A 22,387-nucleotide genomic window follows, 5' to 3' on the forward strand; every position below is an offset into this window, starting at 1 on the left:
CGACAGACACGCCGCCTGATGAGCCAGCTCAAGTGGGTGAACAATACGCGACACTTGATGGCGCAACGCTAGCATTTGCGAGGTTCTGCAAATCATTCCTTTGGCTGATTTGGCTGACGATCAGGAGCACTACAGTGCTAGCTTTCAGCCACGACCGTGCAGTCAGGAAAAGGGATTATTATGTTGCAGACTCGCGTTATTCCCCCAGCCGAAGGCGCTTACCAATATCCACTGCTGATCAAGCGGCTGCTGATGTCTGGCGCACGTTACGAGAAAACCCGCGAGATCGTTTACCGCGACAAGTTGCGCTACAGCTACCCGACCCTGATCGAGCGGGTCGCCCGGTTGGCCAATGTGCTCACGGCGGCGGGAGTCAAACCCGGCGATACCGTGGCGGTAATGGATTGGGACAGCCATCGTTACCTGGAATGCATGTTCGCCATCCCGATGATCGGCGCGGTGATCCACACCATCAACGTGCGCCTGTCGCCGGAGCAGATCCTCTACACCATGAACCACGCCGAGGACCGCTTTGTGCTGGTCAACAGCGAGTTCACCGGGCTGTACCAGGGCATCGCCGGGCATCTGACCACGGTCGAGAAAACCCTTCTGCTGACCGATCTGCCGGAAAAGACTGCCGAGCTGCCGAACCTCATTGGCGAATACGAAGAGTTGCTGGCGGCCGCGAGCCCAAAATACGACTTCGAGGATTTCGACGAAAACTCGGTCGCAACCACCTTCTACACCACCGGCACCACGGGTAATCCCAAGGGGGTGTACTTCACCCATCGGCAACTGGTGCTGCACACCATCGGCGTGTCGACCATCATGGGCGCGATCGACAGCGTGCGTCTGCTGGGCACCAACGACGTCTACATGCCGATCACCCCGATGTTCCATGTCCATGCCTGGGGGCTGCCGTATGTGGCGACCATGCTCGGGCTCAAGCAGGTTTATCCCGGCCGGTATGACCCGCAATACCTGGTAGAGCTGTGGCGCAAAGAGAAGGTGACTTTTTCCCACTGCGTACCGACCATCCTGCAGATGGTCCTCAATGCCAAGGCGGCGCAGGACGTCGACTTCGGTGGCTGGAAAATCGTCATCGGCGGCAGCGCGCTGAATCGCTCGCTGTACGAAGCGGCCAAGGCCAAAGGTATTCAGTTGACCGCCGCCTACGGCATGTCGGAAACCGGGCCGCTGGTGTCGTGCGCGCACCTGAACGACGAACTGATGGCCGGCAGCGAAGACGAGCGCACCACCTACCGGATCAAGGCCGGTGTGCCAGGGCCATTGGTGGAAGCCGCCATCGTTGACGCCAACGGCAACTTCCTGCCAGCCGATGGTGAAACCCAGGGCGAACTGGTGCTGCGCGCGCCGTGGCTGACCGAAGGCTATTTCAACGAGCCGCAAAAGGGCGCGGAGCTGTGGGCCGGTGGCTGGCTGCACACCGGTGACGTAGCGACCCTGGACAGCATGGGGGTGATCGACATTCGCGACCGGATCAAGGACGTCATCAAGACCGGTGGCGAGTGGATCTCCTCTCTGGATCTCGAAGACCTCATCAGTCGCCATGTGGCGGTACGCGAAGTAGCAGTGGTGGGCATCGCCGATCCACAGTGGGGCGAGCGTCCGTTTGCCTTGCTGGTGCTGCGCGAAGGGCACGAAATCGGGGCCCGGGAACTCAAGGAACACCTCAAGCCATTTGTCGAACTGGGGCACCTGAGCAAGTGGGCGATTCCGAGCCAGATTGCCCTTGTTACTGAAATTCCCAAGACCAGTGTCGGCAAACTCGACAAGAAGCGGATTCGGGCCGACATCACTGAATGGCAAGCCACCAATAGCACCTTCCTTTCGACGCTTTAAGTCTCTTCTGGCGTGTCCGAAAGGACACGCCAGCCCCACCAAGCAAGCGCTTGGCTTGTCAAATCCGTAATTTCAGCCATCCTTGCCGAGCCGACGTGTGTCGGACTGGCGAAAGGACTGTTCCAGAGTGGCTGGCAGCTGCAAATCACACTTTAGAGGGATCAAGCACTACAACCTGCTGGCTATAGTCCGTGCATGGATTTTTAGAAACGGAGCAACCGCACGAACAGGGGCGATGCAACTTTGGAATGACTTTGGGATGCCATGGCTCCCGGTTATCCCAAGGCGTTTTTAAAAGTGCTCACTGCCATAAAAATAAAATGCACATGGAGTAGCGTCGATGACATCAGTAAACCAGTTCTGGCGCCGGGCGAAATTGCCTTTGGCCGTCAGTCTTGCCTCTACGCTCGCCGGGCCAGCATTCGGCGTCAGTTTCAACGTTGGTGAAATCGAAGGTCAGTTCGATTCGGCTCTGTCGATCGGTGCCAGCTGGTCTACCGAAAGTGCCAACAAGAACCTCATTGGCGTCAACAACGGCGGCCAAGGCCTGTCCCAGACCTCCGATGACGGTCACCTGAACTTCAAAAGCGGCGAAACCTTCTCCAAGATCTTCAAGGGTATCCATGACCTTGAATTGAAATATGGCGATACCGGTGTTTTCGTCCGTGGCAAATACTGGTACGACTTTGAGTTGAAAGACGAAAGCCGTCCGTTCAAGGACATCAGCGACGACAACCGCAAGGAAGGCGCCAAGTCCGCCGGCGGCCAGATCCTCGACGCCTTCGTCTACCACAACTACGCCATTGCCGATCAGCCGGGTTCCGTGCGTCTGGGCAAGCAGGTGGTGAGCTGGGGTGAAAGTACCTTCATCGGCGGTGGCATCAACTCGATCAACCCGATCGACGTGTCCGCGTTCCGCCGTCCGGGTGCCGAGATCAAGGAAGGCCTGATTCCGGTCAACATGTTCTATGTGTCCCAGAGCCTGACCGAAAACCTCTCGGGCGAAGCCTTCTACCAAATTGAATGGGACCAGACCGTCGTCGACAACTGCGGCACGTTCTTCTCACAGCCAGACATCGTTGCTGACGGCTGCAATAACAACCTGCGTGTGCTGAACAAGCGTTCGCAGATTCCGGCCATTGCCCTCGGACCTTTGGCCGCCAACGGCGTCGACGTCAACAATGAGGGTGTTCTGGTACGCCGTGGCGCGGACCGCGATGCCCGTGATGGCGGCCAGTGGGGCGCGTCCTTGAAGTACATGTTCGACCCGCTGGACACCGAGTTCGGTGCCTACTTCATGAACTACCACAGCCGTGCGCCAATCTTCAGCGCCACCGGTGCGCCGCAGTCGGTCTACAACACCGCAGCAGGCCTGCCAGGTCCGTTCGCCGCGCTGGCGCCACTGTTGGTGGCAGGTAATTCGCAATACTTCATCGAATATCCTGAAGACATCCGCCTCTATGGCCTGAGCTTCTCTACCACCCTGCCTACCGGTACGGCGTGGAGTGGTGAGGTCAGCTACCGTCCGAACGCACCGGTGCAGCTCAACTCCACCGACATTCTTTTCGCCGGTGTCCGTCCTATCGGCAATAACAACCCGAACAACCCGTTGACCAACGCATCGCTGCTTACCGGTGTGCCGGGTCAGGACCTGCACGGCTACCGTCGCAAGGAAATCACCCAGTTCCAGACCACCCTGACGCACTTCTTTGATCAGGTGATGGGCGCGAGCCGTTTGACCTTGGTAGGCGAAGTGGGCGTGACCTACGTCGGCGGCCTGGAAAGCACCTCCGACGTGCGTTATGGCCGCGATCCGGTCTACGGTCCGGGCGAGTTGCCAGCCACTGGCGCGCTCGATACCTGCGTGGCGCTGAACAGCAGCACCATTAACGGGGCCGGCCCGGGTACGCCGACCAACAACCGCAGCCGCAACTGCGACAATGAAGGCTTCACCACCTCGACATCCTGGGGCTACCGCGGTCGCGCCATCTGGGAATACAACGACGTGTTCGCCGGTGTGAACCTCAAGCCTAACGTGGCCTGGTCCCATGACGTGGAAGGTTACTCCCCTGGCCCTGGCGGCAACTTCGAGGAAGGCCGTAAAGCGGTAAGCCTGGGTGTCGACGCCGAATACCAGAACACCTACACCGCGAGCCTGGCCTACACCAACTTCTTTGACGGCAAGTACACCACTGTGGATGACCGCGACTTCGTTGCGCTCAGCCTCGGCGTGAACTTCTAAGCACTGCATTTTCAGGACGAACACACATATGAAAATAACAAAGAGTCTGTTCCACGCCGGTGTTCTGGGGCTTTCGCTGCTGGCGACCAGCGTCATGGCGGCCGTGCCGGCAGCCGAAGCGGACAAACTGGGCAAGAGCCTGACCCCGATGGGTGCCGAAATGGCGGGTAACGCCGACAGTTCGATCCCTGCCTGGAAACCCATGGCAAAGAACGCCGGTACGGTCGACAGCAAAGGTTTCCTGTCCAATCCATACGCCAGCGAAAAGCCGTTGTTCACCATCACGGCGCAGAACGTCGACCAGTACAAGGCCAAGCTCGCCCCGGGCCAGTACGCGATGTTCAAGCGCTACCCGGAAACCTTCAAGATGCCGGTCTATCCGTCCCATCGTGGCGCTACCGTGCCCGATGACGTATTCGCCGCCATCAAGCGCAACGCCACCAACACCAACCTGGTGTCGGGCGGCAATGGCTTGGAAAACTTCGAAACCGCGGTGCCGTTCCCTATTCCGAAGACCGGCGTTGAAGTCATCTGGAACCACATCACCCGCTATCGCGGTGGCAGCGTGACCCGCCTGGTAACCCAAGCCACGCCGCAGCCGAACGGCTCGTTCAGCCTGGTGTATTTCCAGGACCAGTTCGTGTTCCGCGACAAGATGAAGGACTACGACCCGAAAAACCCGGGCAATATCCTGTTCTACTTCAAACAGAAAGTGACCGCGCCGGCTCGTCTGGCCGGTGGTGTGCTGCTGGTGCACGAAACCCTCGACCAGGTTAAGGAACCGCGTTCGGCGTGGGTCTACAACGCCGGTCAGCGTCGTGTGCGTCGCGCCCCGCAAGTGTCCTATGACGGACCGGGTACCGCAGCCGACGGTCTGCGTACTTCCGATAACCTGGACATGTACAACGGTGCACCGGATCGTTACGACTGGAAACTCGAAGGCAAGAAAGAGATGTACATCGCCTCCGACAGCTACAAACTCGACGATCCGACCCTCAAGTACACCGACATCATCAAGGCCGGTCACATCAACCAGGATCTGGCGCGTTACGAGCTGCGCCGGGTGTGGCATGTGGTCGCCACCTTGAAGGAAGGTCAGCGCCACATCTACGCCAAGCGTGACTTCTACATCGACGAAGACACCTGGCAAGCTGCGGTGATCGACCACTATGACGGCCGTGGCCAACTGTGGCGCGTAGCCGAGGCACATGCCGAGAACTACTACGACAAGCAAGTGCCGTGGTATGCCCTCGAAACCCTGTACGACCTGCAATCGGGTCGCTACCTGGCCTTGGGCATGAAGAACGAAGAGAAGTCGGCGTATGACTTCGGCTTCCAGGCAACCACCAGCGACTTCACCCCTGCCGCCCTGCGCCAGGATGGTGTGCGCTAAGGTGACATGAGTAGAGGCCGCACCCTCTGAAAAACGCCCCGACTGGTTCGGGGCGTTTTTTTTTGACGTTGAAAAAGATCCTCGTTTTACCTGTAGGCACTGTGTAGGAGCTGTCGAGTGAAACGAGGCTGCGATCTTTTCGATCACGACGCGCAAGACTTTTTGTAGCCATTTGTAGCAATTACCTTCATTCCCTCGCCGATTACGGCTAGTCTGCGGACATCTGCAACGCCGCCACCGCATTTCAAACAAGAGCCGGCTATGACTGATTTGGCTATACCCCCAGGTTCTGCAACCGTTGCTGTCGCGACACTGGACGGGCGTTTTTTTCGCCCGCCATTGCCCGACGGCCATGTGCTGCGTCCGCGCCTGTGCGAGCGCCTGAGCGCTGGGCTGGGTGGCCGGTTGTTGCTGGTGAGTGCGCCTGCAGGGTTCGGCAAAAGTTCTTTGGCGGTGGAGTTCTGTCAGGCATTGCCGGCTCACTGGCAAAGCCTTTGGCTGGGCCTGAGCCCGCGAGACAATGACCCGGGGCGTTTTCTCGAACGCCTGCTCGAAGGCCTCCAGGATTACTTTCCGGACCTGGGCAGGCAGTCTCTCGGGCTGCTGAAAATGCGCCAGCGCCATCAGCCGTTTGCCTTCGAAGAATGGCTGGACGGGCTGCTCGACGAACTGTCCGAACATCTGTCCATTGCGACGCCATTGCTGCTGGTGCTCGACGATTATCATCTGGCCCAAGGGCCGGTTCTGGATCGTTGCCTGCAGTTTTTCCTCAACCATCTTCCCGATGGCTTGCTGGTGATGGTCACCAGTCGGCAGCGCCCCGACTGGCATCTGGCGCGGTTGCGACTGTCGCGGCAACTGCTGGAGTTGCATGAGCAGGATTTGCGCCTGACCCACGATGAAGCCTTGAGCCTGCTCGATCGCCACAGCACTTCCTTGCGCGGGGAGGCGCTGGAAAACCTGATCCAGCGCAGCGAAGGCTGGGTTGCAGGCTTGCGCTTCTGGCTGCTGGCGGCCTCCGAAGCCGGCACCGATGGTGCGTTGCCCCAATCGTTGCATGGCGGGGAAGGGCTGATCCGCGACTATCTGCTTGAAGAGGTGATTGATTGCCTGCCTGCCGAGGTCCAGTCATTTCTCTATGACACCGCACTTCAGGAGCGTTTTTGCAGCGAACTGTGCGACGCCGTTCGCGACGCCCATGACAGTGCCGAGATCCTGCGATTCCTGCTGGCCCATCAGGTGTTCCTGGTGCCCCTGGACGAGCATGGTCACTGGTATCGCTATCACCATCTGTTTTCCGACTTGTTGCGCACACGGCCAGCCTCCCAGTCGATGGTCCCGGCGGCCAGCCTGCACCTGCGAGCGTGCCGCTGGTTCAACGCCCAAGGGCTGCTCGACGAAGCGGTAGAGCAGGCCTTGCGTGCCGGCCATCTGGACGTCGCGGCGAATCTGGTACAAAACCTCTCTGAAGAACAACTGCTGGCCGAGCAGAATGTCGGCATGTTGCTGCGCTGGAAAATGGACTTGCCCGACAGCCTGCTGATCAGCACGCCGCGCCTGATCGTGCTCTACAGCTGGGCCTTGGGCATGGCATGCCAGCTGGACGCCGCCGAAGAACTGGCCAGTCATTTGAGTCGCTTCCTGCCTGCACCGTCGGCGACCGCGCAAAGGTCCATGTTGGCGCAGTGGCTGGCGTTGAGTGGAATCATCGCCCGCGGGCGCGGCAATCGTGAACTCACGCTGCGTTATTGCGGCGAAGCGCTGGAAAGCCTGCCGTGCAAGCGCTACGGACAACGCCTGATGTGCCTCTCGACCTTGTCCAACCTGGCCATTGCCGATGGCGACTTGTGGCGTGCGCGGGGCCTGAATCGGGATTCGCTGGAATTGGCGCAACGGGTCGGCAATCCACTGTTCGAAGCGCTGGCCCACTACGACCGCGCCCGTGTCCTGCAGGCGCGGGGGGAAGTCTTTCGGGCGCTGGAGGAAGTCCGCCAGGGTTTACAGCGACTTCAGGGACTTTCCCCGCAACGTCTCTATGCCGTTCGCGCACGACTGACCCTGTACGAAGGCTTCCTGTTGGCGCAGCGACTGCAGCCACAAGCAGCCCGAGTGCGTTTACAGGCCGGTCTGAACGAGGCGCGGGCCTGCCGCGATATCAGCGTACTGATAGGTCACTGTGTCATCGCCAGGGTTGAAGGCAGCAGCGGCGAATTTGCCAAGGCCTTTGCCGAACTGGCCGAAGCCGAACGACTGATGCATATCTGGGATGTCCCGCCGATTTACTATCTGGCGATGATCACCTTGGTCAAATGCGAACTCTGGCTTGCCCAGGGACGCACCGATCTGGCCGAAGCCTGGCTGTCACGATTGGGGCAGACCTACACCGGCGAGCACGCGGCGTCGCCCCCGGAATTCCACCCGCAGTTGCCTCTGCATATCGAATTGCAACAAGCCTTGCTGGAGGTTATTCAGGGTCAACCGATGCTGGCCGAAGGGCGTTTGAATGCGCTGCTCGAACATGGCCAGAAAACCGGTCGGCAAATGCTCAGTACCATGGCGCTGACTCAGAAAGTTGCGTTACTGCTGGGCAGCGGGCGCGAGCCCGAGGCACGCAAGGCCCTGGCTCAGGCACTGGACGTCGCAGGCGGAGGTGTGCTGCAACCCTTTGAAAGATTGCTGGCCGAGCATTCGGACTGGCTGCGGGCTCAGTTGCAACTCTGCCCGCCGACACCTGTTTCACAAAGCCTGATGGAAAAGTTGCCCATTATGGTCGTTCGCCCCGCAGTGGAAGCCAGTGCGACGGCAGAACAGCTCAGCATGCGTGAACTGGCGGTCCTGCGCCTGATCGCCCAAGGTTGCTCGAATCAGGAAATCAGCGATCAGCTATTTATCTCATTGCATACGGTCAAGACCCACGCCAGCCATATCAACAGCAAGCTTGGGGTGGAGCGGCGTACGCAGGCGGTGGCGCGAGCGAAGGAGCTGGGGGTACTGAGTTAAGGAATTCTTCACGTTTCACATCCTGGGCGATGGACCGATACTCAAGTATGCGAAAATCGCCCGTCCCCGTTTATTCGAGCAGGCTCTGATGTCCCAACAACCTTCCCTGATCCGCGAAACCTTCCCCGTCGGCCCTTTGCAGTGCAACTGCACGATCATCGGCGATCCGGTGACGAAAAAGGCGATTGTTGTCGACCCGGGTGGCAATCATGAACTGATCCTCGCGCGGCTCGATGCCCTGGGCCTGAAGGTGGTCAGCATCATCCACACTCATGCACACCTGGATCACTTCCTGGCTTCCGGTCAGCTTAAAGAGAAAACCGGTGCGACCCTGCATCTGCATAAAGAAGATCAGTTTCTCTGGGATAACCTGGAAATGCAGTGCCAGATGTTCGGCGTTCCCTACACCCCGGTGCCATCCCCGGACCGCTGGCTGGCCGATGATGAAGAACTGGCCTGCGGTTGCGGAGTGGCGCTGCATACGCCGGGTCACACGCCGGGTTCCATGAGCTTCTGGTTTTCAGACGCTAAACTGCTGATTGCCGGCGACACCTTGTTCCGTCGCGGAGTAGGGCGCACCGACCTGTGGGGCGGCGATCAGGCGACTATCGTGCGCTCGATCAAGCAGCGGATTTACACCCTCGACGAAGAAGCGACGGTGGTGACGGGGCATGGTCCGGATACTCGCCTGGGCGACGAAATGCGCGAGAACCCTTTTGTACGGGCTTGATTTGTAACTCACGGAATTTTTATCGCATCTAATGATCAAACGCCCGCAAAGGCCGATGGTCCATTGCACCATAGAATGCAAAGTAGGAGCTTTTCATGTTCACCAAGCGTCGTTTGATTATTGTCGCTACCGCTGTGGCCTTGCTGTCTGGCTGCGCCTCGCCTAACCCTTACAATGAGCAGGGGCAGGCTGATGGCGGCTCCCAGGGCATGAGCAAGACCGCCAAGTACGGTGGTCTCGGCGCACTGGCCGGCGCTGTGGCGGGTGCCGCCATCAACCACGATAACCGTGGTAAAGGCGCGTTGATCGGTGCTGCGGTGGTCGGTGCTTCTGCTGCCGGCTACGGTTATTACGCCGACCAGCAAGAAAAGAAACTGCGCGCCAGCATGGCCAATACCGGTGTTGAAGTGCAGCGTCAGGGCGATCAGATCAAGCTGATCATGCCCGGCAACATCACTTTCGCCACCGATTCGGCGAACATCGCCCCAAGCTTCTATCAGCCGCTGAACAACCTGGCGGGCTCGTTGAAAGAGTTCAACCAGAACCAGATCGAGATCGTCGGCTACACCGACAGCACCGGCAGCCGCCAGCACAACATGGACCTGTCCCAGCGTCGCGCCCAGAGCGTGGCCACCTACCTGACTTCGCAAGGCGTCAGCGGTGCCAACCTGAGTGCCCGTGGCGCCGGTCCGGATAATCCGGTTGCCAGCAACGGCGATACCAATGGCCGGGCGCAGAACCGCCGTGTCGAGGTCAACCTCAAGGCGATCCCGGGCCAGCAGTATGGTGCCCAGCAGTAAGGCTGGATTTCAGCAGTACCGTTGATGTCTGATTGAACCCCAGGCGTAAACAGAGCCCGCCCGATCCATATCAGATCAGGCGGGCTTTTTTGTGTTGCCTGTCTGGCCTCTTCGCGGGCAAGCCCGCTCCCACAGGGAACTCTGTCGTACACAAACCTTGTGGGAGCGGCGGTGCGACGATTCGACTTGCCCGCGAAGAGGCCAGTGTGGGCAACAGAAATATCGGATCAAAAACTAAAAAGCCCCCGGACAATCACTCATCCGGGGGCTTTTTGTGTCGCGCGAACCTGGTTACTTCTTCAGGCCATAATGCTCATCGAGCATGCCCGGCGCATTCGGGGCTTTCGGTGCGTAGTCGCGTGGCGGTTCCTGATTGCGCGGTGGCGTCAGGCGCTCGCGTGGTGCTTGCGTCGCATCGGCGTGCAGCGAGGCCAGCAGGCGTTGACGGGTCTGCTCGTCCAGGGCCAGGCGGTTGGCGCCCTCGGCGAGATGATCCTGCACTTCCTGATAGCTCTGGGTCAGCTTTTTAACCAGTGTTGCCGTGCTGTTGAAGTGTGTGACCACCTCATTCTGATAACTGTCGAAACGTTCCTGAATATCGTCCAGCTGGCGTTGTGTGCTGCTAGGCACGGCATTCGGCGCAAGGCGAGCGATCAGAAACCCAATGGCGACACCCACAACCAGGGCAAGAGTCGGTAACAACCAAACTAAGAGCGAGTGTTCCACGAGTCCTTCCTCTATAAACGGCTTTGCTTTACGTTAACGGCTCGAACCTGCGCTGTATACCGCGATTCACTCGCAATAGATTGGCACAGACAATTTGCTAGACGAGTCGACCCGATTCGAGGTCACGGAGTTCCTTCCTTGCTTATGCGCGAAACACCTGTAGTGATTGACGGGCCGGTCGGCCAATTGGAAGCCCTTTACCTGGATAACGAGCAGCCGCGTGGCCTGGCGCTGATCTGCCATCCGAACCCGGTGCAGGGCGGCACCATGCTCAACAAAGTGGTCTCGACCCTGCAGCGCACCGCGCGCGATGCCGGTTTGATTACCCTGCGTTTCAACTACCGCGGCGTCGGCGCCAGCGAAGGCTCCCACGACATGGGCACCGGTGAAGTCGACGATGCCCAGGCGGTGGCCGAGTGGTTTCGGGCCAGACACCCGGACTTGCCGCTGACCCTGTTCGGTTTTTCCTTCGGTGGTTTTGTTGCAGCAAGTCTCGGCGGGCGCCTTGAGGCCAAGGGCGAACAGATCAAGCACCTGTTCATGGTCGCACCGGCGGTCATGCGCCTGGGTGATCAGGATCAACTGCCGCAGAACGGCGAACTGACCCTGATCCAGCCGGAAACCGACGAAGTCATCGATCCGCAAGTCGTTTATCAATGGTCCGACAAGCTCGAACGCCCCCATGAGCTGCTGAAAGTGGCAGAATGCGGACACTTTTTTCATGGCAAGCTGACCGATCTCAAGGATCTGATCCTGCCGCGTCTCTCGAATTGATTGCAGTCTGACAAGCGATTACCCATGACGACTCGTACCCGTATCCTCACCGGCATCACCACCACCGGCACGCCGCACCTGGGCAACTACGCCGGCGCCATCCGCCCGGCGATCGTCGCCAGCCGTGACAGCAATGCCGATTCGTTCTACTTCCTGGCCGACTATCACGCCCTGATCAAATGCGATGACCCGCTGCGCATCCAGCGCTCGCGTCTGGAAATCGCCGCGACCTGGCTGGCCGGTGGCCTGGATGTGGAGCGCGTGACCTTCTATCGCCAGTCCGACATTCCGGAGATCCCCGAGCTGACCTGGCTGCTGACCTGCGTCGCCGCCAAGGGCCTGCTCAACCGTGCCCACGCCTACAAGGCCTCGGTGGACAAGAACGTCGAGACCGGCGAAGACCCGGATGCCGGCATCACCATGGGCCTGTACAGCTACCCGGTGCTGATGGCGGCGGACATTCTGATGTTCAACGCGCACAAGGTGCCGGTCGGTCGCGACCAGATCCAGCACGTGGAAATGGCGCGGGACATTGGCCAGCGCTTCAACCACCTGTTTGGCCAGGGCAAAGAATTCTTCACCATGCCTGAAGCGCTGATCGAAGAAAGCGTTGCCACGCTGCCAGGCCTCGACGGCCGCAAGATGTCGAAGAGCTACGACAACACCATTCCGTTGTTCAGCAGCGCCAAGGAAATGAAGGACGCGATTTCGCGGATCGTCACTGACTCCCGCGCACCGGGCGAAGCCAAGGATCCGGACAACTCGCATCTGTTCACCCTGTTCCAGGCGTTCGCCACTCCTGCCCAGGCCGACGAGTTCCGCAGTGAACTGTTGCAGGGCCTGGGTTGGGGCGAGGCGAAGAATCGCCTGTTCCAGTTGCTGGACAACGAACTGGGCGAGTCCCGCGAGCGCTATAACCAACTGATCGAGCGCCCGGCTGACCTGGAAGACATCCTGCAGCACGGCGCGAAAAAGGCCCGTGCGGTTGCTACGCCGTTCCTCAACGAGCTGCGTGAAGCGGTTGGCCTGCGTTCTTTCGTGGCCCAGACCCAAGTTGCAGCGACCACCAAGAAAAAAGCTGCGAAAGCCGCGCGTTTTGTCAGCTTCCGCGAGGACGACGGCAGTTTCCGTTTCCGTCTGCTGGCTGCCGATGGCGAACAGCTGCTGTTGTCGTGCAATTTTGCCGACGGCAAGACCGCCGGTCAGGTAACCAAGCAACTGCAAGCAGGCCAGCCACTGGACGTGCGCAGTGAAGCGCTGAGCTTCAGCGTCTGGCTGGAAGGCCAGTGCGTGGCTGACAGTCCCGCCTTCGCTGATAGCGCGGCGCGCGACGCTGCAATCGAAGCGTTGCGGATTGCTCTTACGCCGGTTCAGGACTAATCAACGGCTCGGCCCGATCAAGGGCCGATTGCCATTCCCCGGGGCCATCGCTACAGTGACGGCCCGTTTTTGTTGCCTTGCTAACGAATTATGACGCCCCTAGAACGATATCAAGCTGATCTGAAACGCCCGGAATTCTTCCATGATGCCGCGCAGGAAACTGCCGTGCGTCATTTGCAGCGCCTGTACGACGACCTGGTCGCCGCCGAGCAAAACAAACCGGGCCTGCTGGGCAAGCTGTTTGGCAAGAAGGATCAGACCCCGGTCAAGGGCCTGTACTTCTGGGGCGGCGTCGGTCGCGGCAAGACTTACCTGGTGGACACCTTCTTCGAGGCGCTGCCATTCAAGGAAAAGTCTCGTACTCACTTCCACCGCTTCATGAAGCGCGTGCACGAAGAGATGAAGACCCTGGGCGGCGAGAAAAACCCGCTGACCATCATCGCCAAACGTTTCGCCACCGAAGCCCGGGTCATCTGCTTCGATGAGTTCTTCGTTTCCGACATCACCGACGCCATGATCCTCGGCACCCTGATGGAAGAGCTGTTCAAGAACGGCGTAACCCTGGTCGCGACCTCGAACATCGTGCCGGACGGCCTGTACAAGGACGGCCTGCAACGCGCTCGTTTCCTGCCGGCCATTGCGTTGATCAAACAGAACACCGAGATCGTCAACGTCGACAGCGGCGTCGACTATCGCCTGCGTCACCTCGAACAGGCCGAGCTGTTCCACTATCCTCTCGACGAAGCCGCCAACGAAAGCCTGCGCAAGAGCTTCCGTGCGCTGACGCCGGAATGCACGGCGGCGGTCGAAAACGACGTGCTGATGATCGAAAACCGCGAAATCCGTGCCCTGCGCACCTGTGATGACGTGGCCTGGTTCAACTTCCGCGAATTGTGCGACGGTCCGCGCAGCCAGAACGACTACATCGAACTGGGCAAGATCTTCCACGCCGTGCTGCTCAGCGATGTCGAGCAGATGAGCGTCACCACTGACGACATCGCCCGACGCTTCATCAACATGGTCGACGAGTTCTACGACCGTAACGTCAAGCTGATCATTTCCGCCGAAGTCGAACTCAAAGACCTCTATACCGGCGGTCGCCTGAACTTCGAGTTCCAGCGTACCCTCAGCCGCCTGCTGGAAATGCAGTCCCACGAATTCCTGGCGCGGGCGCACAAGCCTTAAGCAATTCGCAAACAAAAAAAGGGCCTGCAAATGCAGGCCCTTTTTTGTGCTGAAAGCAATCCACCAGGGTCACCACAATACTGTGGGAGCGGGCTTGCTCGCGAAAGCGTCGTGTCAGTCGATATCAATTTATCTGGCACACCGCATTCGCGAGCAAGCCCGCTCCCACAGTGGAAGTGTCAGTCTTTTGAGAGATAACTCGCCAGCGCATCCTGTCGCTGACAACCGACTAACAGCCACAATAGAACCCTGGCTTTGCGCGGGCACAGAAGTCCTGCCATCGATGCGCCTTTGCGGATCAGGTCCATCTCGCCACCGATAAAGCCATAAGTGGACCGTGCGGTAGAGCCGGATCCGGTCCGGGTTGCAATAATGACCGGGATTTTTCCGGCGATAGTTTCGATCACCTCGGCCCAGTTCTCGGGAACATGCCCTGCACCAAATCCCGCGATAACGAGACCGTCGTAGCCAAGTTCGAGAATGCTTTCCAGCATGAGGCTGTCTGCAGAAAGCGACGCTTCCAACAGGGCGATTTTCTGTGTTGTCTGCTGTGGCAGCGGTAAAACCTTGCGCTGGGCTGGCGGGCGCAAATAGTGGATGGTGTTTTCCACGAGCATGCCAACAGGCCCCACGATGGTAGAGGAGAAAGCCTGCAACGCTAACGAATCGGTTTTGCGGACGGCGCTCGCGCAGTGAATCTGCCCGTTCATGACCACCTGAACGCCTCGTTGCCGGCTGTTCGCCGCCAGGGCGACCCGGCAAGCGTCCAGAAGGTTTGCCGGCCCATCGGCCCCCGCATTGGCAGCGGAGCGCATGGCGCCGGTCAGGACTAGCGGCTGATCGTGGGCCCACAAATAATCGAAAAAAGTGGCCGTTTCTTCGAGGGTGTCTGTGCCTTGGGTAATGACGACACCGATCGCACCTTGTTGGATTTGAACGTTCGCCCAGGAAAGGACACCCAGCAGGAACTCGAAATCCAATGAGGCGCTTGGCAACAGGCCCAGGGTTTCAACGCTGACCCGTGCCAGCGTCGCCAATTCCGGTACCGACTCCAACAGTGTTTCGCCAGTGACTGCCGGGACGATTCCCTCACCGGCGTTTCTGGCCTGCATGCTCACAGTGCCACCCAGGGCTGCGATGGCCAGTTTAGGCAGATCCATGTAATACCTCGCTTGCTCGTTATGGAAAGTGGCTGTACCCGGACTGAAGTCCGCGATACAGCCGCAAGGCCGCGTGCGTCAGTTGGCTATCAAGAGTCCGATGAATGGAACGATCAACAAGGTGCTGATGGCCATGGACAGGACGTTACCGATGTAACCATGCATATCGGCAGGTAACCTTCTGGCAATCGCATAAGCCAATGGTGGCGCAATCAGGGCGCCCAGCAGCGCACTCATGACAATGACCTGCCAACTGCCGCCATAGGTCAGAATCGCCGCCGGCACCACTGAGACCAGTGGAACGTAGGTGGGGTACCAGCCGTGCAACATCCATTGCCGACGCCAGATCACCACGCCTATTGCCGAGGTCAATGCCTGTGCGCCGATCAGCTGTGGCAACAGACCAGAACCGTAAACCGGGCTCAACGGGTTCAGGGTGTAGGCCAGCATTGCCCCCAATAGCAGGCCGAGGCTTGCCAGTTCATTGCCAAAGAACGGCGCTTCCGAAAAGTCGGCCAGGACTCGCCGCAGGCTCCAGATAACACCGTAGTCCGGTGCTTTGGTGGGTGGTGGAGGCGGGGCGCAAGGCTTCGTGGATGCTTGCGACTTCATCAGGCTTGGGAGATATCGACAGAGCAGAAAGGCAAAGACACTGGCGACAGCCATTCCCAGTACGTTGCCGATCACCGCTGGCAATCCGAGTGGATTGCAGACGTAGTTGACGATCAACAAACACATCGGGGTGACGAACACCGCGCCCATGAGCGCTCCGTTGACCGTGACCTTCCAGCCTCCGCCAAACATCAGCACCATCGCTGCCGGTAACGAAACAAAGGCTGCGAACGTGGGTTGCCAGGTGGTGGCGGTAACCGTCCACCCCCACAGCAGGTTGCTCAGCAGCAGTCCGAGCAACGAACTGGTGATCAACCACGGCCAGAGTCCGCTGCCGTAGGAAATGGCAAAACCTTGCCAGGCTTTCCCCGTTCGATTCGCCCAGTAAGCCAGATAGGCGCCGGCCAGCAACCCGATCGAGGCGAACTCGTGTTTGTAGAATGCAACCTCGCTGATGTCCCCCAATACCCAGCGCAACCAGGCGCTCGGTTCGGGAAGGCCGGACAGCATGTCGCCGTAGCTTGGCCAATGCGCTGCCCAGGCAGAATGGTAGGTGAATGAAAGCCAGATAATCAGCACAATCGCGCCAAGTATCAGCACAAGGATCGCCGCATCGAGGGGCGACTTGCGCGCAATGTGGCTATTTCGGGAAGTGCTTTCCATCCTTGCACCCCCATTAACGCGGCAGAGATGGATGTTGGGTGTAGCCGAGCATCTGGTCGTACAGATCGGTTCGACGATCGCGATGCAGATCGTTCAGGTCGTTCCAGATCGGGGCGCTGCGGGAGCTGGTGAGATCGATATCGGCCAACAGGATTTCTTGTTTGTCCGCCGAGGCAACTGCACCAATCGGCCAGCCATTGGTGCCGGCAATCAGCGAGCAGCCGAGATATCGAGCCCCGCGCTCTTCGCCTATTCGGCTGGCTGCGGCAATGAACACGTTGTTTACATGTGCCGCTGTCATGGTCAGATAAGACGCCATGCACTTGCCCGCCTCATCAAAAAGCGGCGGTGGCGTCCAGACCCAGTTGTTCAGGCTGCAAATGATGTCAGCGCCTTGCTGGCTCAGAATTCGCGGCACTTCCGGGAACCAGATATCCCAGCAGATCAGTAAGCCGATGCGTCCAATCGGCGTATCGAAAACCGGAAAGCCCAGATCTCCTGGTGTGAACCACAGTTTTTCCTGGTTCCATAAATGGGCCTTGCGATACTTGCCGATGAAGCCGTCAGGGCCGACAAGAACGCCAGTGTTGAACAGCCGCATGCCGTCGCGCTCAGCCAGACCGGCGACAACGTAGACCTTGTGCTGGCGCGCGAAATCAATCCAGGTTTTCACGCTCGCGCCACCGGGGACCAACTCCGAGTGGTCAAATGCGTCCTGTCGATTTTTGAAGAAATAGCCGGTGTTCGAGAGTTCAGGCAGAACGATAAGATTGGCCCCGCCGCTTACAGCTTCCAGCGCCAATTGCAGGCTGCGATGCAGATTGCCCTCACGATTTTCCACGCCGACCTGCGGGTCGAATTGCACGACTGCTACACGAACAGGGCTTGTTGGCTCACGCATTGTTGATGACCTCTTTTTATTGTTATTCACGCTGTTGAAATGCGTGGATATAAGAGGTCAATCAGGAGTTCTACGTATGTCGGCCACTTCCGTTTAGGTTGTAGTCCGGGTCCCGAACAGGGCCAATGCACGTCGTGCCTGGTCGTTGTGAAGCTGCCGCAGGCTGCGATCTTTTGATCTTGCTTTTTAAAGACAAAATCAAAAGATCGCAGCCTGCGGCAGCTCAGGGGTTATGTGAACGCAATGAGGTTCAGGCCGCCTGCAGAAACTGCTGCCGATACTGGTTCGGCGACAGCTCGGTGTGTTGGCGGAACAGTCGCGCAAAGAAGCTGGCATCGTCGTAGCCGACTTCGTAGCTGATGGTCTTGATGCTCTTGCGGCTGCCGGAGAGCAGGCCCTTGGCGGTTTCGATGCGCAGGCGTTGCAGGTAGTGCAGCGGCTTGTCGCCGGTGGCGGTCTGGAAGCGGCGCATGAAATTGCGGATGCTCATGCCGTGTTCGCGAGCGACGTCCTCGAAGCGGAATTTGTCGGCGTAGTGCTCTTCGAGCCAGTGCTGGATCTGCAGGATGATCACATCCTGATGCAGCTTCTGCCCGCCGAAGCCGATGCGTCCCGGCGAGTAGCTGCGCTGGACTTCGTAGAGAATGTCCCGGGCTACGGCCTGGGAGACGTTGGCGCCGCAAAATCGCTCGATCAGGTAAACGTACAGGTCGCTCGCCGAGGTGGTGCCGCCGGCGCAATAGAGGTTGTCGGCGTCGGTCAGGTGCTTGTCCTGATTGAGCTGCACCTGGGGGAAACGCTCGGCGAACGCATTGAAAAAGCGCCAATAGGTGGTCGCTTCCTTGCCATCGAGCAACCCGGCTTCGGCCAGCCAGAACACGCCAGTGGCTTCGCCGCAGAGCACGGCGCCGCGGGCATGTTGCTGGCGCAGCCAGGGCAGGACCTGTGGATAACGTTTGCTGAGGGAGTCGAAGTCGTCCCAGAAGGCGGGAATGATGATGATGTCGGTATTTTCCAGCCCGCCATCTACCGGGATCTTCACATCGCTGAAGGTATTCACCGCGTTGCCGTCGGGGCTGACCAGCCGGGTTTCGAACGCCGGTGTCAGGCCCAGGCCCAGCTGTTTGCCGTAGCGCAGGCTGGCGAGGTGGAAGAAATCCTTGGCTTGCATGAGGGTAGAAGCGAAAACCCGGTCAAAGGCCAGGATGCTGACGCGCCGCAGGGGCGTGGAGGCTTGGTTAGACATAATTCAACTTTATTCTTATAGGGGAAAGTGGTCACCAGACGGCTGGATCGTCTTATTTTTTGTCGGATGTGTCCAGTGTCCTGTATCGGTAGCGGGGCTTAGTCTCTGAAGGCTTATTCCTTCTAAAAATAAAAGAAAGGTGCCGCATGATTCCCAGAACCTTGTTCAGCTCCGAGCACGAACTTTTCCGTGACAGCGTGCGAACCTTCCTTGAAAAAGAAGCAGTGCCGTTCCATGGGCAATGGGAAAAACAGGGCTACATCGATCGCAAACTGTGGAACAAGGCGGGGGAGGCGGGGATGCTTTGTTCGCACCTGCCGGAGGAGTACGGCGGTCTTGGGGCGGACTTTCTCTATAGCGCAGTAGTGATCGAGGAAGTAGGGCGTCTGGGCCTTACCGGCATTGGTTTTTCCCTGCACTCCGACATCGTTGCGCCCTACATCCTGCATTACGGCAGTGAAACGCTGAAACACAAATACCTGCCAAAGCTGGTGTCCGGCGAGATGGTCTCGGCCATTGCCATGACCGAGCCGGGTGCCGGTTCCGACCTGCAAGGGGTGAAGACCACGGCGGTGCTCGATGGCGATGAGTACGTGATTAACGGCTCGAAAACCTTCATCACCAACGGTTACTTGGCGGATCTGGTAATTGTCGTCGCCAAGACCGATCCGAAGGCCGGCGCGAAGGGCACCAGCCTGTTTCTGGTCGAGGCCGATACGCCAGGCTTCGACAAGGGCAAGCGCCTGGAGAAGGTCGGCATGAAAGCGCAGGACACCTCGGAGCTGTTCTTTCAGGACGTTCGTGTGCCCAAGGAAAACCTGCTGGGCCAGGCCGGGATGGGCTTCGCCTATCTGATGCAGGAACTGCCCCAGGAGCGCCTTACCGTGGCGATTGGCGGGCTGGCTTCAGCCGAGGCCGGTTTGCAATGGACGCTGGATTACACCCGTGAGCGCAAGGCATTCGGCAAGTCGATCGCGGACTTTCAGAACACCCGATTCAAGCTGGCGGAGATGGCGACCGAGATTCAGATCGGTCGCGTCTTTGTCGACCGCTGCCTGGAGCTGCATCTGCAAGGCAAGCTGGATGTGCCGACGGCGGCAATGGCCAAGTACTGGGGCACCGACCTGCAATGCAAGGTGCTCGACGAGTGCGTGCAATTGCACGGCGGCTACGGGTTCATGTGGGAATACCCGATCGCCCGGGCGTGGGCGGATGCACGGGTGCAGCGGATTTATGCGGGTACTAACGAGATCATGAAGGAGATCATTGCGCGCTCTCTTTGATCTGCGGTGAATTGGCGGGCGCCATCGCGGGCAAGCCCGCTCCCACAAGGTCTGGCGGTGTTCAAGAAAAATGTGAACGACACAGAACCTGTGGGAGCGGGCTTGCCCGCGATAGGGTCTATGAATCAGTCAAGGAGCCGGATTCGGATGATCCTTGTGAATCGCCTCGATCCCTTCCAGCACTTCTTCCGACAGTTTAAGTTCCAAACTGGCGATGTTGCTGTCCAGTTGCTCAAGCGTGGTCGCACCAATGATGTTGCTGGTCACGAACGGCTGCTGCGTGACGAACGCCAATGCCATCTGCGCCGGGTCCAGGCCGTGCTCACGAGCCAGCGCCACATACCGGCTGCACGCCGCTTCCGATTGCGGGTTGAAATAGCGGCTGAAGCGGCTGTAGAGGCTCAGGCGACCTTTTGGCGGCCGAGCGCCACCTTCGTACTTGCCCGACAGGAAACCGAACGCCAGCGGTGAGTAGGCAAGCAGGCCGCATTGCTCGCGGATGGCGATTTCCGCCAGGCCGACTTCGAAGCTGCGGTTGAGCAGGTTGTACGGGTTCTGGATCGACACGGCACGCGGCCAGCCACGGGCTTCGGCCAGGGCGAGGAAACGCATGGTGCCCCACGGTGTTTCGTTGGACAGGCCGATATGGCGAATCTTGCCGGCTCGCACCTGTTCGTCCAGGGCTTCGAGGGTGTCTTCCAGGGGCGTCAGGTTGGCTTCGGTCTGGTGCTTGTATCCCAGCTGTCCGAAAAAGTTGGTGCTGCGCTCCGGCCAGTGCAGTTGGTACAGGTCGATGTAGTCGGTTTGCAGGCGCTCGAGGCTGGCGTCGACGGCTGCGGTGATGTGCTGGCGATTGTGCCGCAGGTTCTTGTCGCGGATGTAGTCGATGGTATTGCCGGGGCCGGCGATCTTGCTGGCCAGGATCCAGTCGGCGCGGTCACCGCGGTTTTTGAAGTAATTGCCGATGTAGCGCTCGGTAGTGGCGTAGGTTTCGGCCTTGGGCGGTACCGGATACATTTCGGCGGTGTCGATGAAGTTGATCCCGGCGCTCTTGGCCCGGTCAATCTGGGCGAAGGCGTCTGCCTCGCTGTTTTGCTCGCCCCAGGTCATGGTGCCGAGGCAGAGGGCGCTCACGTTCAGATTGGTTCGGCCTAGCTGGCGATAGTCCATCGGGTGCTCCTTGGGCAAAACAATCATAAAAGCAGGTTGAATTATTTTTCGCAATCTGCATAATTGCGCACCTCTTTCTGCAGTGGAAGTGATGCGCCGCCGCCGAAGAATCTTGCCGTTGAACGGACGCGCCGACCCGAGCCCCCGAAAGCGTCTGTATCCGGCTGCCTTTGACTTGTCAAAGTACGCACTATTCAGTAAGATCCGCCGTCTAATTTACAGGGCGGCCCCTGAGGCTATAAAGAATGAAAACTTTTACTGCTAAACCGGAAACAGTAAAGCGCGACTGGTTTGTCGTCGACGCTGCTGGTCAGACCCTGGGTCGTCTGGCCACCGAAATCGCGAGCCGTCTGCGTGGCAAGCACAAGCCTGAGTACACTCCTCACGTTGACACCGGCGACTACATCGTCGTAATCAACGCTGAGCAGATCCGTGTTACCGGTGCTAAAACCACTGACAAAATGTACTACTCCCACTCTGGTTTCCCGGGCGGTATCAAGTCGATCAACTTTGAAAAGCTGATCGCCAAGGCCCCTGAGCGCGTGATCGAGACCGCGGTTAAAGGCATGCTGCCTAAAAACCCACTGGGTCGCGACATGTACCGTAAGCTGAAAGTCTATGCGGGCGCTGCACACCCACATACTGCTCAGCAGCCCCAAGAACTGAAGTTTTAACGGAATAGTACATTATGTCGGCGACTCAAAATTACGGCACTGGCCGTCGCAAGACCGCAACCGCACGCGTTTTCCTGCGTCCGGGTACTGGTAACATCTCCATCAACAACCGTTCGCTGGATAATTTCTTCGGCCGCGAAACTGCCCGCATGGTAGTTCGTCAGCCGCTGGAATTGACTGAGACTGTCGAGAAGTTCGACATCTACGTCACCGTGATCGGCGGTGGTGTAAGTGGTCAAGCTGGCGCAATCCGCCACGGCATCACTCGCGCTCTGATGGACTACGACGAGACTCTGCGCAGCGCCCTGCGTAAAGCCGGCTTCGTAACCCGCGATGCTCGTGAAGTTGAACGTAAGAAAGTCGGTCTGCGTAAAGCGCGTAAGCGTCCGCAGTACTCGAAGCGTTAATTCGCTTCCACGTTCAAAAAAGAACGCCCAGTATCCTCACGGAGCTGGGCGTTTTTTTATGCGTGCGATTTATTGAAGATTTGCGCTGTGACAACTTGCCACATCCGCAGACGCCCTATACTACAAGGCTTGGGGGTGATGGGCTCCGGTAATTACCTTGTCAGAATTGGGGCTTTTC

The 22,387-nt window shown here is 58.9% G+C and carries 18 protein-coding genes; 12 read left to right on the top strand and 6 right to left on the bottom strand.

Going from position 1 to position 22,387, the window contains the following annotated elements:
* The first annotated feature begins 180 nt into the window (after nucleotides 1-180).
* The 6 genes from ASE98_RS00300 to ASE98_RS00325 all read left to right on the top strand — a co-directional run bounded on the left by ASE98_RS00300 (nucleotide 181) and on the right by ASE98_RS00325 (nucleotide 10,028).
* Nucleotides 181-1,863 (top strand): fatty acid--CoA ligase, encoded by a 1,683-nt coding sequence (locus ASE98_RS00300; protein WP_060539454.1) that lies wholly within the window; start codon nucleotides 181-183, stop codon nucleotides 1,861-1,863.
* 340 nt (nucleotides 1,864-2,203) lie between these two features.
* The gene (locus ASE98_RS00305; protein WP_060539455.1) at nucleotides 2,204-4,105 is read left to right on the top strand and encodes a DUF1302 domain-containing protein; all 1,902 of its coding nucleotides are present in this window, start codon (nucleotides 2,204-2,206) and stop codon (nucleotides 4,103-4,105) included.
* Nucleotides 4,106-4,133: 28 nt separating this feature from the next.
* On the top strand, nucleotides 4,134-5,498 hold the full coding sequence (locus tag ASE98_RS00310; protein WP_060539456.1) for a DUF1329 domain-containing protein: 1,365 nt from the start codon (nucleotides 4,134-4,136) through the stop codon (nucleotides 5,496-5,498).
* Nucleotides 5,499-5,759: 261 nt separating this feature from the next.
* Nucleotides 5,760-8,498, top strand: coding sequence for a LuxR C-terminal-related transcriptional regulator (locus ASE98_RS00315; protein ID WP_060539457.1), 2,739 nt, complete (start codon nucleotides 5,760-5,762; stop codon nucleotides 8,496-8,498).
* Nucleotides 8,499-8,586: 88 nt separating this feature from the next.
* Nucleotides 8,587-9,228, top strand: coding sequence for an MBL fold metallo-hydrolase (locus ASE98_RS00320; RefSeq protein WP_060539458.1), 642 nt, complete (start codon nucleotides 8,587-8,589; stop codon nucleotides 9,226-9,228).
* A gap of 95 nt (nucleotides 9,229-9,323) precedes the next feature.
* Complete coding sequence (locus tag ASE98_RS00325; protein ID WP_060539459.1) at nucleotides 9,324-10,028, top strand: OmpA family protein; 705 nt, start codon at nucleotides 9,324-9,326, stop codon at nucleotides 10,026-10,028.
* A 291-nt stretch (nucleotides 10,029-10,319) separates the two neighbouring features.
* Here ASE98_RS00325 and ASE98_RS00330 read toward each other — a convergent pair whose 3' ends face one another.
* Nucleotides 10,320-10,754 carry a YhcB family protein gene (locus ASE98_RS00330; protein ID WP_060539460.1) on the bottom strand — a complete coding sequence of 145 codons (435 nt, stop codon included), beginning with the start codon at nucleotides 10,752-10,754 and terminating at the stop codon, nucleotides 10,320-10,322.
* Nucleotides 10,755-10,898: 144 nt separating this feature from the next.
* On the opposite strand from ASE98_RS00330, the gene ASE98_RS00335 reads away from it, so the two are divergent.
* The 3 genes from ASE98_RS00335 to zapE all read left to right on the top strand — a co-directional run bounded on the left by ASE98_RS00335 (nucleotide 10,899) and on the right by zapE (nucleotide 14,093).
* Entirely contained in the window at nucleotides 10,899-11,528 is a 630-nt protein-coding gene (locus ASE98_RS00335) for an alpha/beta hydrolase (protein ID WP_060539461.1), read from the top strand.
* 24 nt (nucleotides 11,529-11,552) lie between these two features.
* Nucleotides 11,553-12,908 carry a tryptophan--tRNA ligase gene (locus ASE98_RS00340; RefSeq protein ID WP_060539462.1) on the top strand — a complete coding sequence of 452 codons (1,356 nt, stop codon included), beginning with the start codon at nucleotides 11,553-11,555 and terminating at the stop codon, nucleotides 12,906-12,908.
* 90 nt (nucleotides 12,909-12,998) lie between these two features.
* A complete protein-coding gene (gene zapE, locus ASE98_RS00345) occupies nucleotides 12,999-14,093 on the top strand; it encodes a cell division protein ZapE (RefSeq protein ID WP_033047639.1) in 1,095 nt (364 codons plus the stop codon).
* A 179-nt stretch (nucleotides 14,094-14,272) separates the two neighbouring features.
* Here zapE and ASE98_RS00350 read toward each other — a convergent pair whose 3' ends face one another.
* The 4 genes from ASE98_RS00350 to ASE98_RS00365 all read right to left on the bottom strand — a co-directional run bounded on the left by ASE98_RS00350 (nucleotide 14,273) and on the right by ASE98_RS00365 (nucleotide 18,600).
* Nucleotides 14,273-15,253 (bottom strand): asparaginase, encoded by a 981-nt coding sequence (locus ASE98_RS00350; protein ID WP_060539463.1) that lies wholly within the window; start codon nucleotides 15,251-15,253, stop codon nucleotides 14,273-14,275.
* Nucleotides 15,254-15,331: 78 nt separating this feature from the next.
* Entirely contained in the window at nucleotides 15,332-16,528 is a 1,197-nt protein-coding gene (locus tag ASE98_RS00355) for a hypothetical protein (protein WP_060539464.1), read from the bottom strand.
* Between the two features lie 13 nt (nucleotides 16,529-16,541).
* Nucleotides 16,542-17,429, bottom strand: coding sequence for a nitrilase family protein (locus tag ASE98_RS00360; RefSeq protein WP_060539465.1), 888 nt, complete (start codon nucleotides 17,427-17,429; stop codon nucleotides 16,542-16,544).
* A gap of 250 nt (nucleotides 17,430-17,679) precedes the next feature.
* Complete coding sequence (locus ASE98_RS00365; RefSeq protein ID WP_177336933.1) at nucleotides 17,680-18,600, bottom strand: GlxA family transcriptional regulator; 921 nt, start codon at nucleotides 18,598-18,600, stop codon at nucleotides 17,680-17,682.
* Between the two features lie 221 nt (nucleotides 18,601-18,821).
* Between ASE98_RS00365 and ASE98_RS00370 the strand changes: the two genes are divergently transcribed.
* Nucleotides 18,822-19,958, top strand: coding sequence for an acyl-CoA dehydrogenase family protein (locus ASE98_RS00370; RefSeq protein ID WP_060539467.1), 1,137 nt, complete (start codon nucleotides 18,822-18,824; stop codon nucleotides 19,956-19,958).
* A 129-nt stretch (nucleotides 19,959-20,087) separates the two neighbouring features.
* Here ASE98_RS00370 and ASE98_RS00375 read toward each other — a convergent pair whose 3' ends face one another.
* A complete protein-coding gene (locus ASE98_RS00375; RefSeq protein WP_060539468.1) occupies nucleotides 20,088-21,128 on the bottom strand; it encodes an NADP(H)-dependent aldo-keto reductase in 1,041 nt (346 codons plus the stop codon).
* A gap of 245 nt (nucleotides 21,129-21,373) precedes the next feature.
* Between ASE98_RS00375 and rplM the strand changes: the two genes are divergently transcribed.
* Both rplM and rpsI read left to right on the top strand, forming a co-directional pair.
* Nucleotides 21,374-21,802 (top strand): 50S ribosomal protein L13, encoded by a 429-nt coding sequence (gene rplM, locus ASE98_RS00380; protein ID WP_007917032.1) that lies wholly within the window; start codon nucleotides 21,374-21,376, stop codon nucleotides 21,800-21,802.
* A gap of 14 nt (nucleotides 21,803-21,816) precedes the next feature.
* Complete coding sequence (rpsI, locus tag ASE98_RS00385) at nucleotides 21,817-22,209, top strand: 30S ribosomal protein S9 (RefSeq protein ID WP_003228056.1); 393 nt, start codon at nucleotides 21,817-21,819, stop codon at nucleotides 22,207-22,209.
* Nucleotides 22,210-22,387: the final 178 nt, after the last annotated feature.

It is taken from the genome of Pseudomonas sp. Leaf48 (genome assembly GCF_001421885.1).
Lineage (GTDB): Bacteria > Pseudomonadota > Gammaproteobacteria > Pseudomonadales > Pseudomonadaceae > Aquipseudomonas.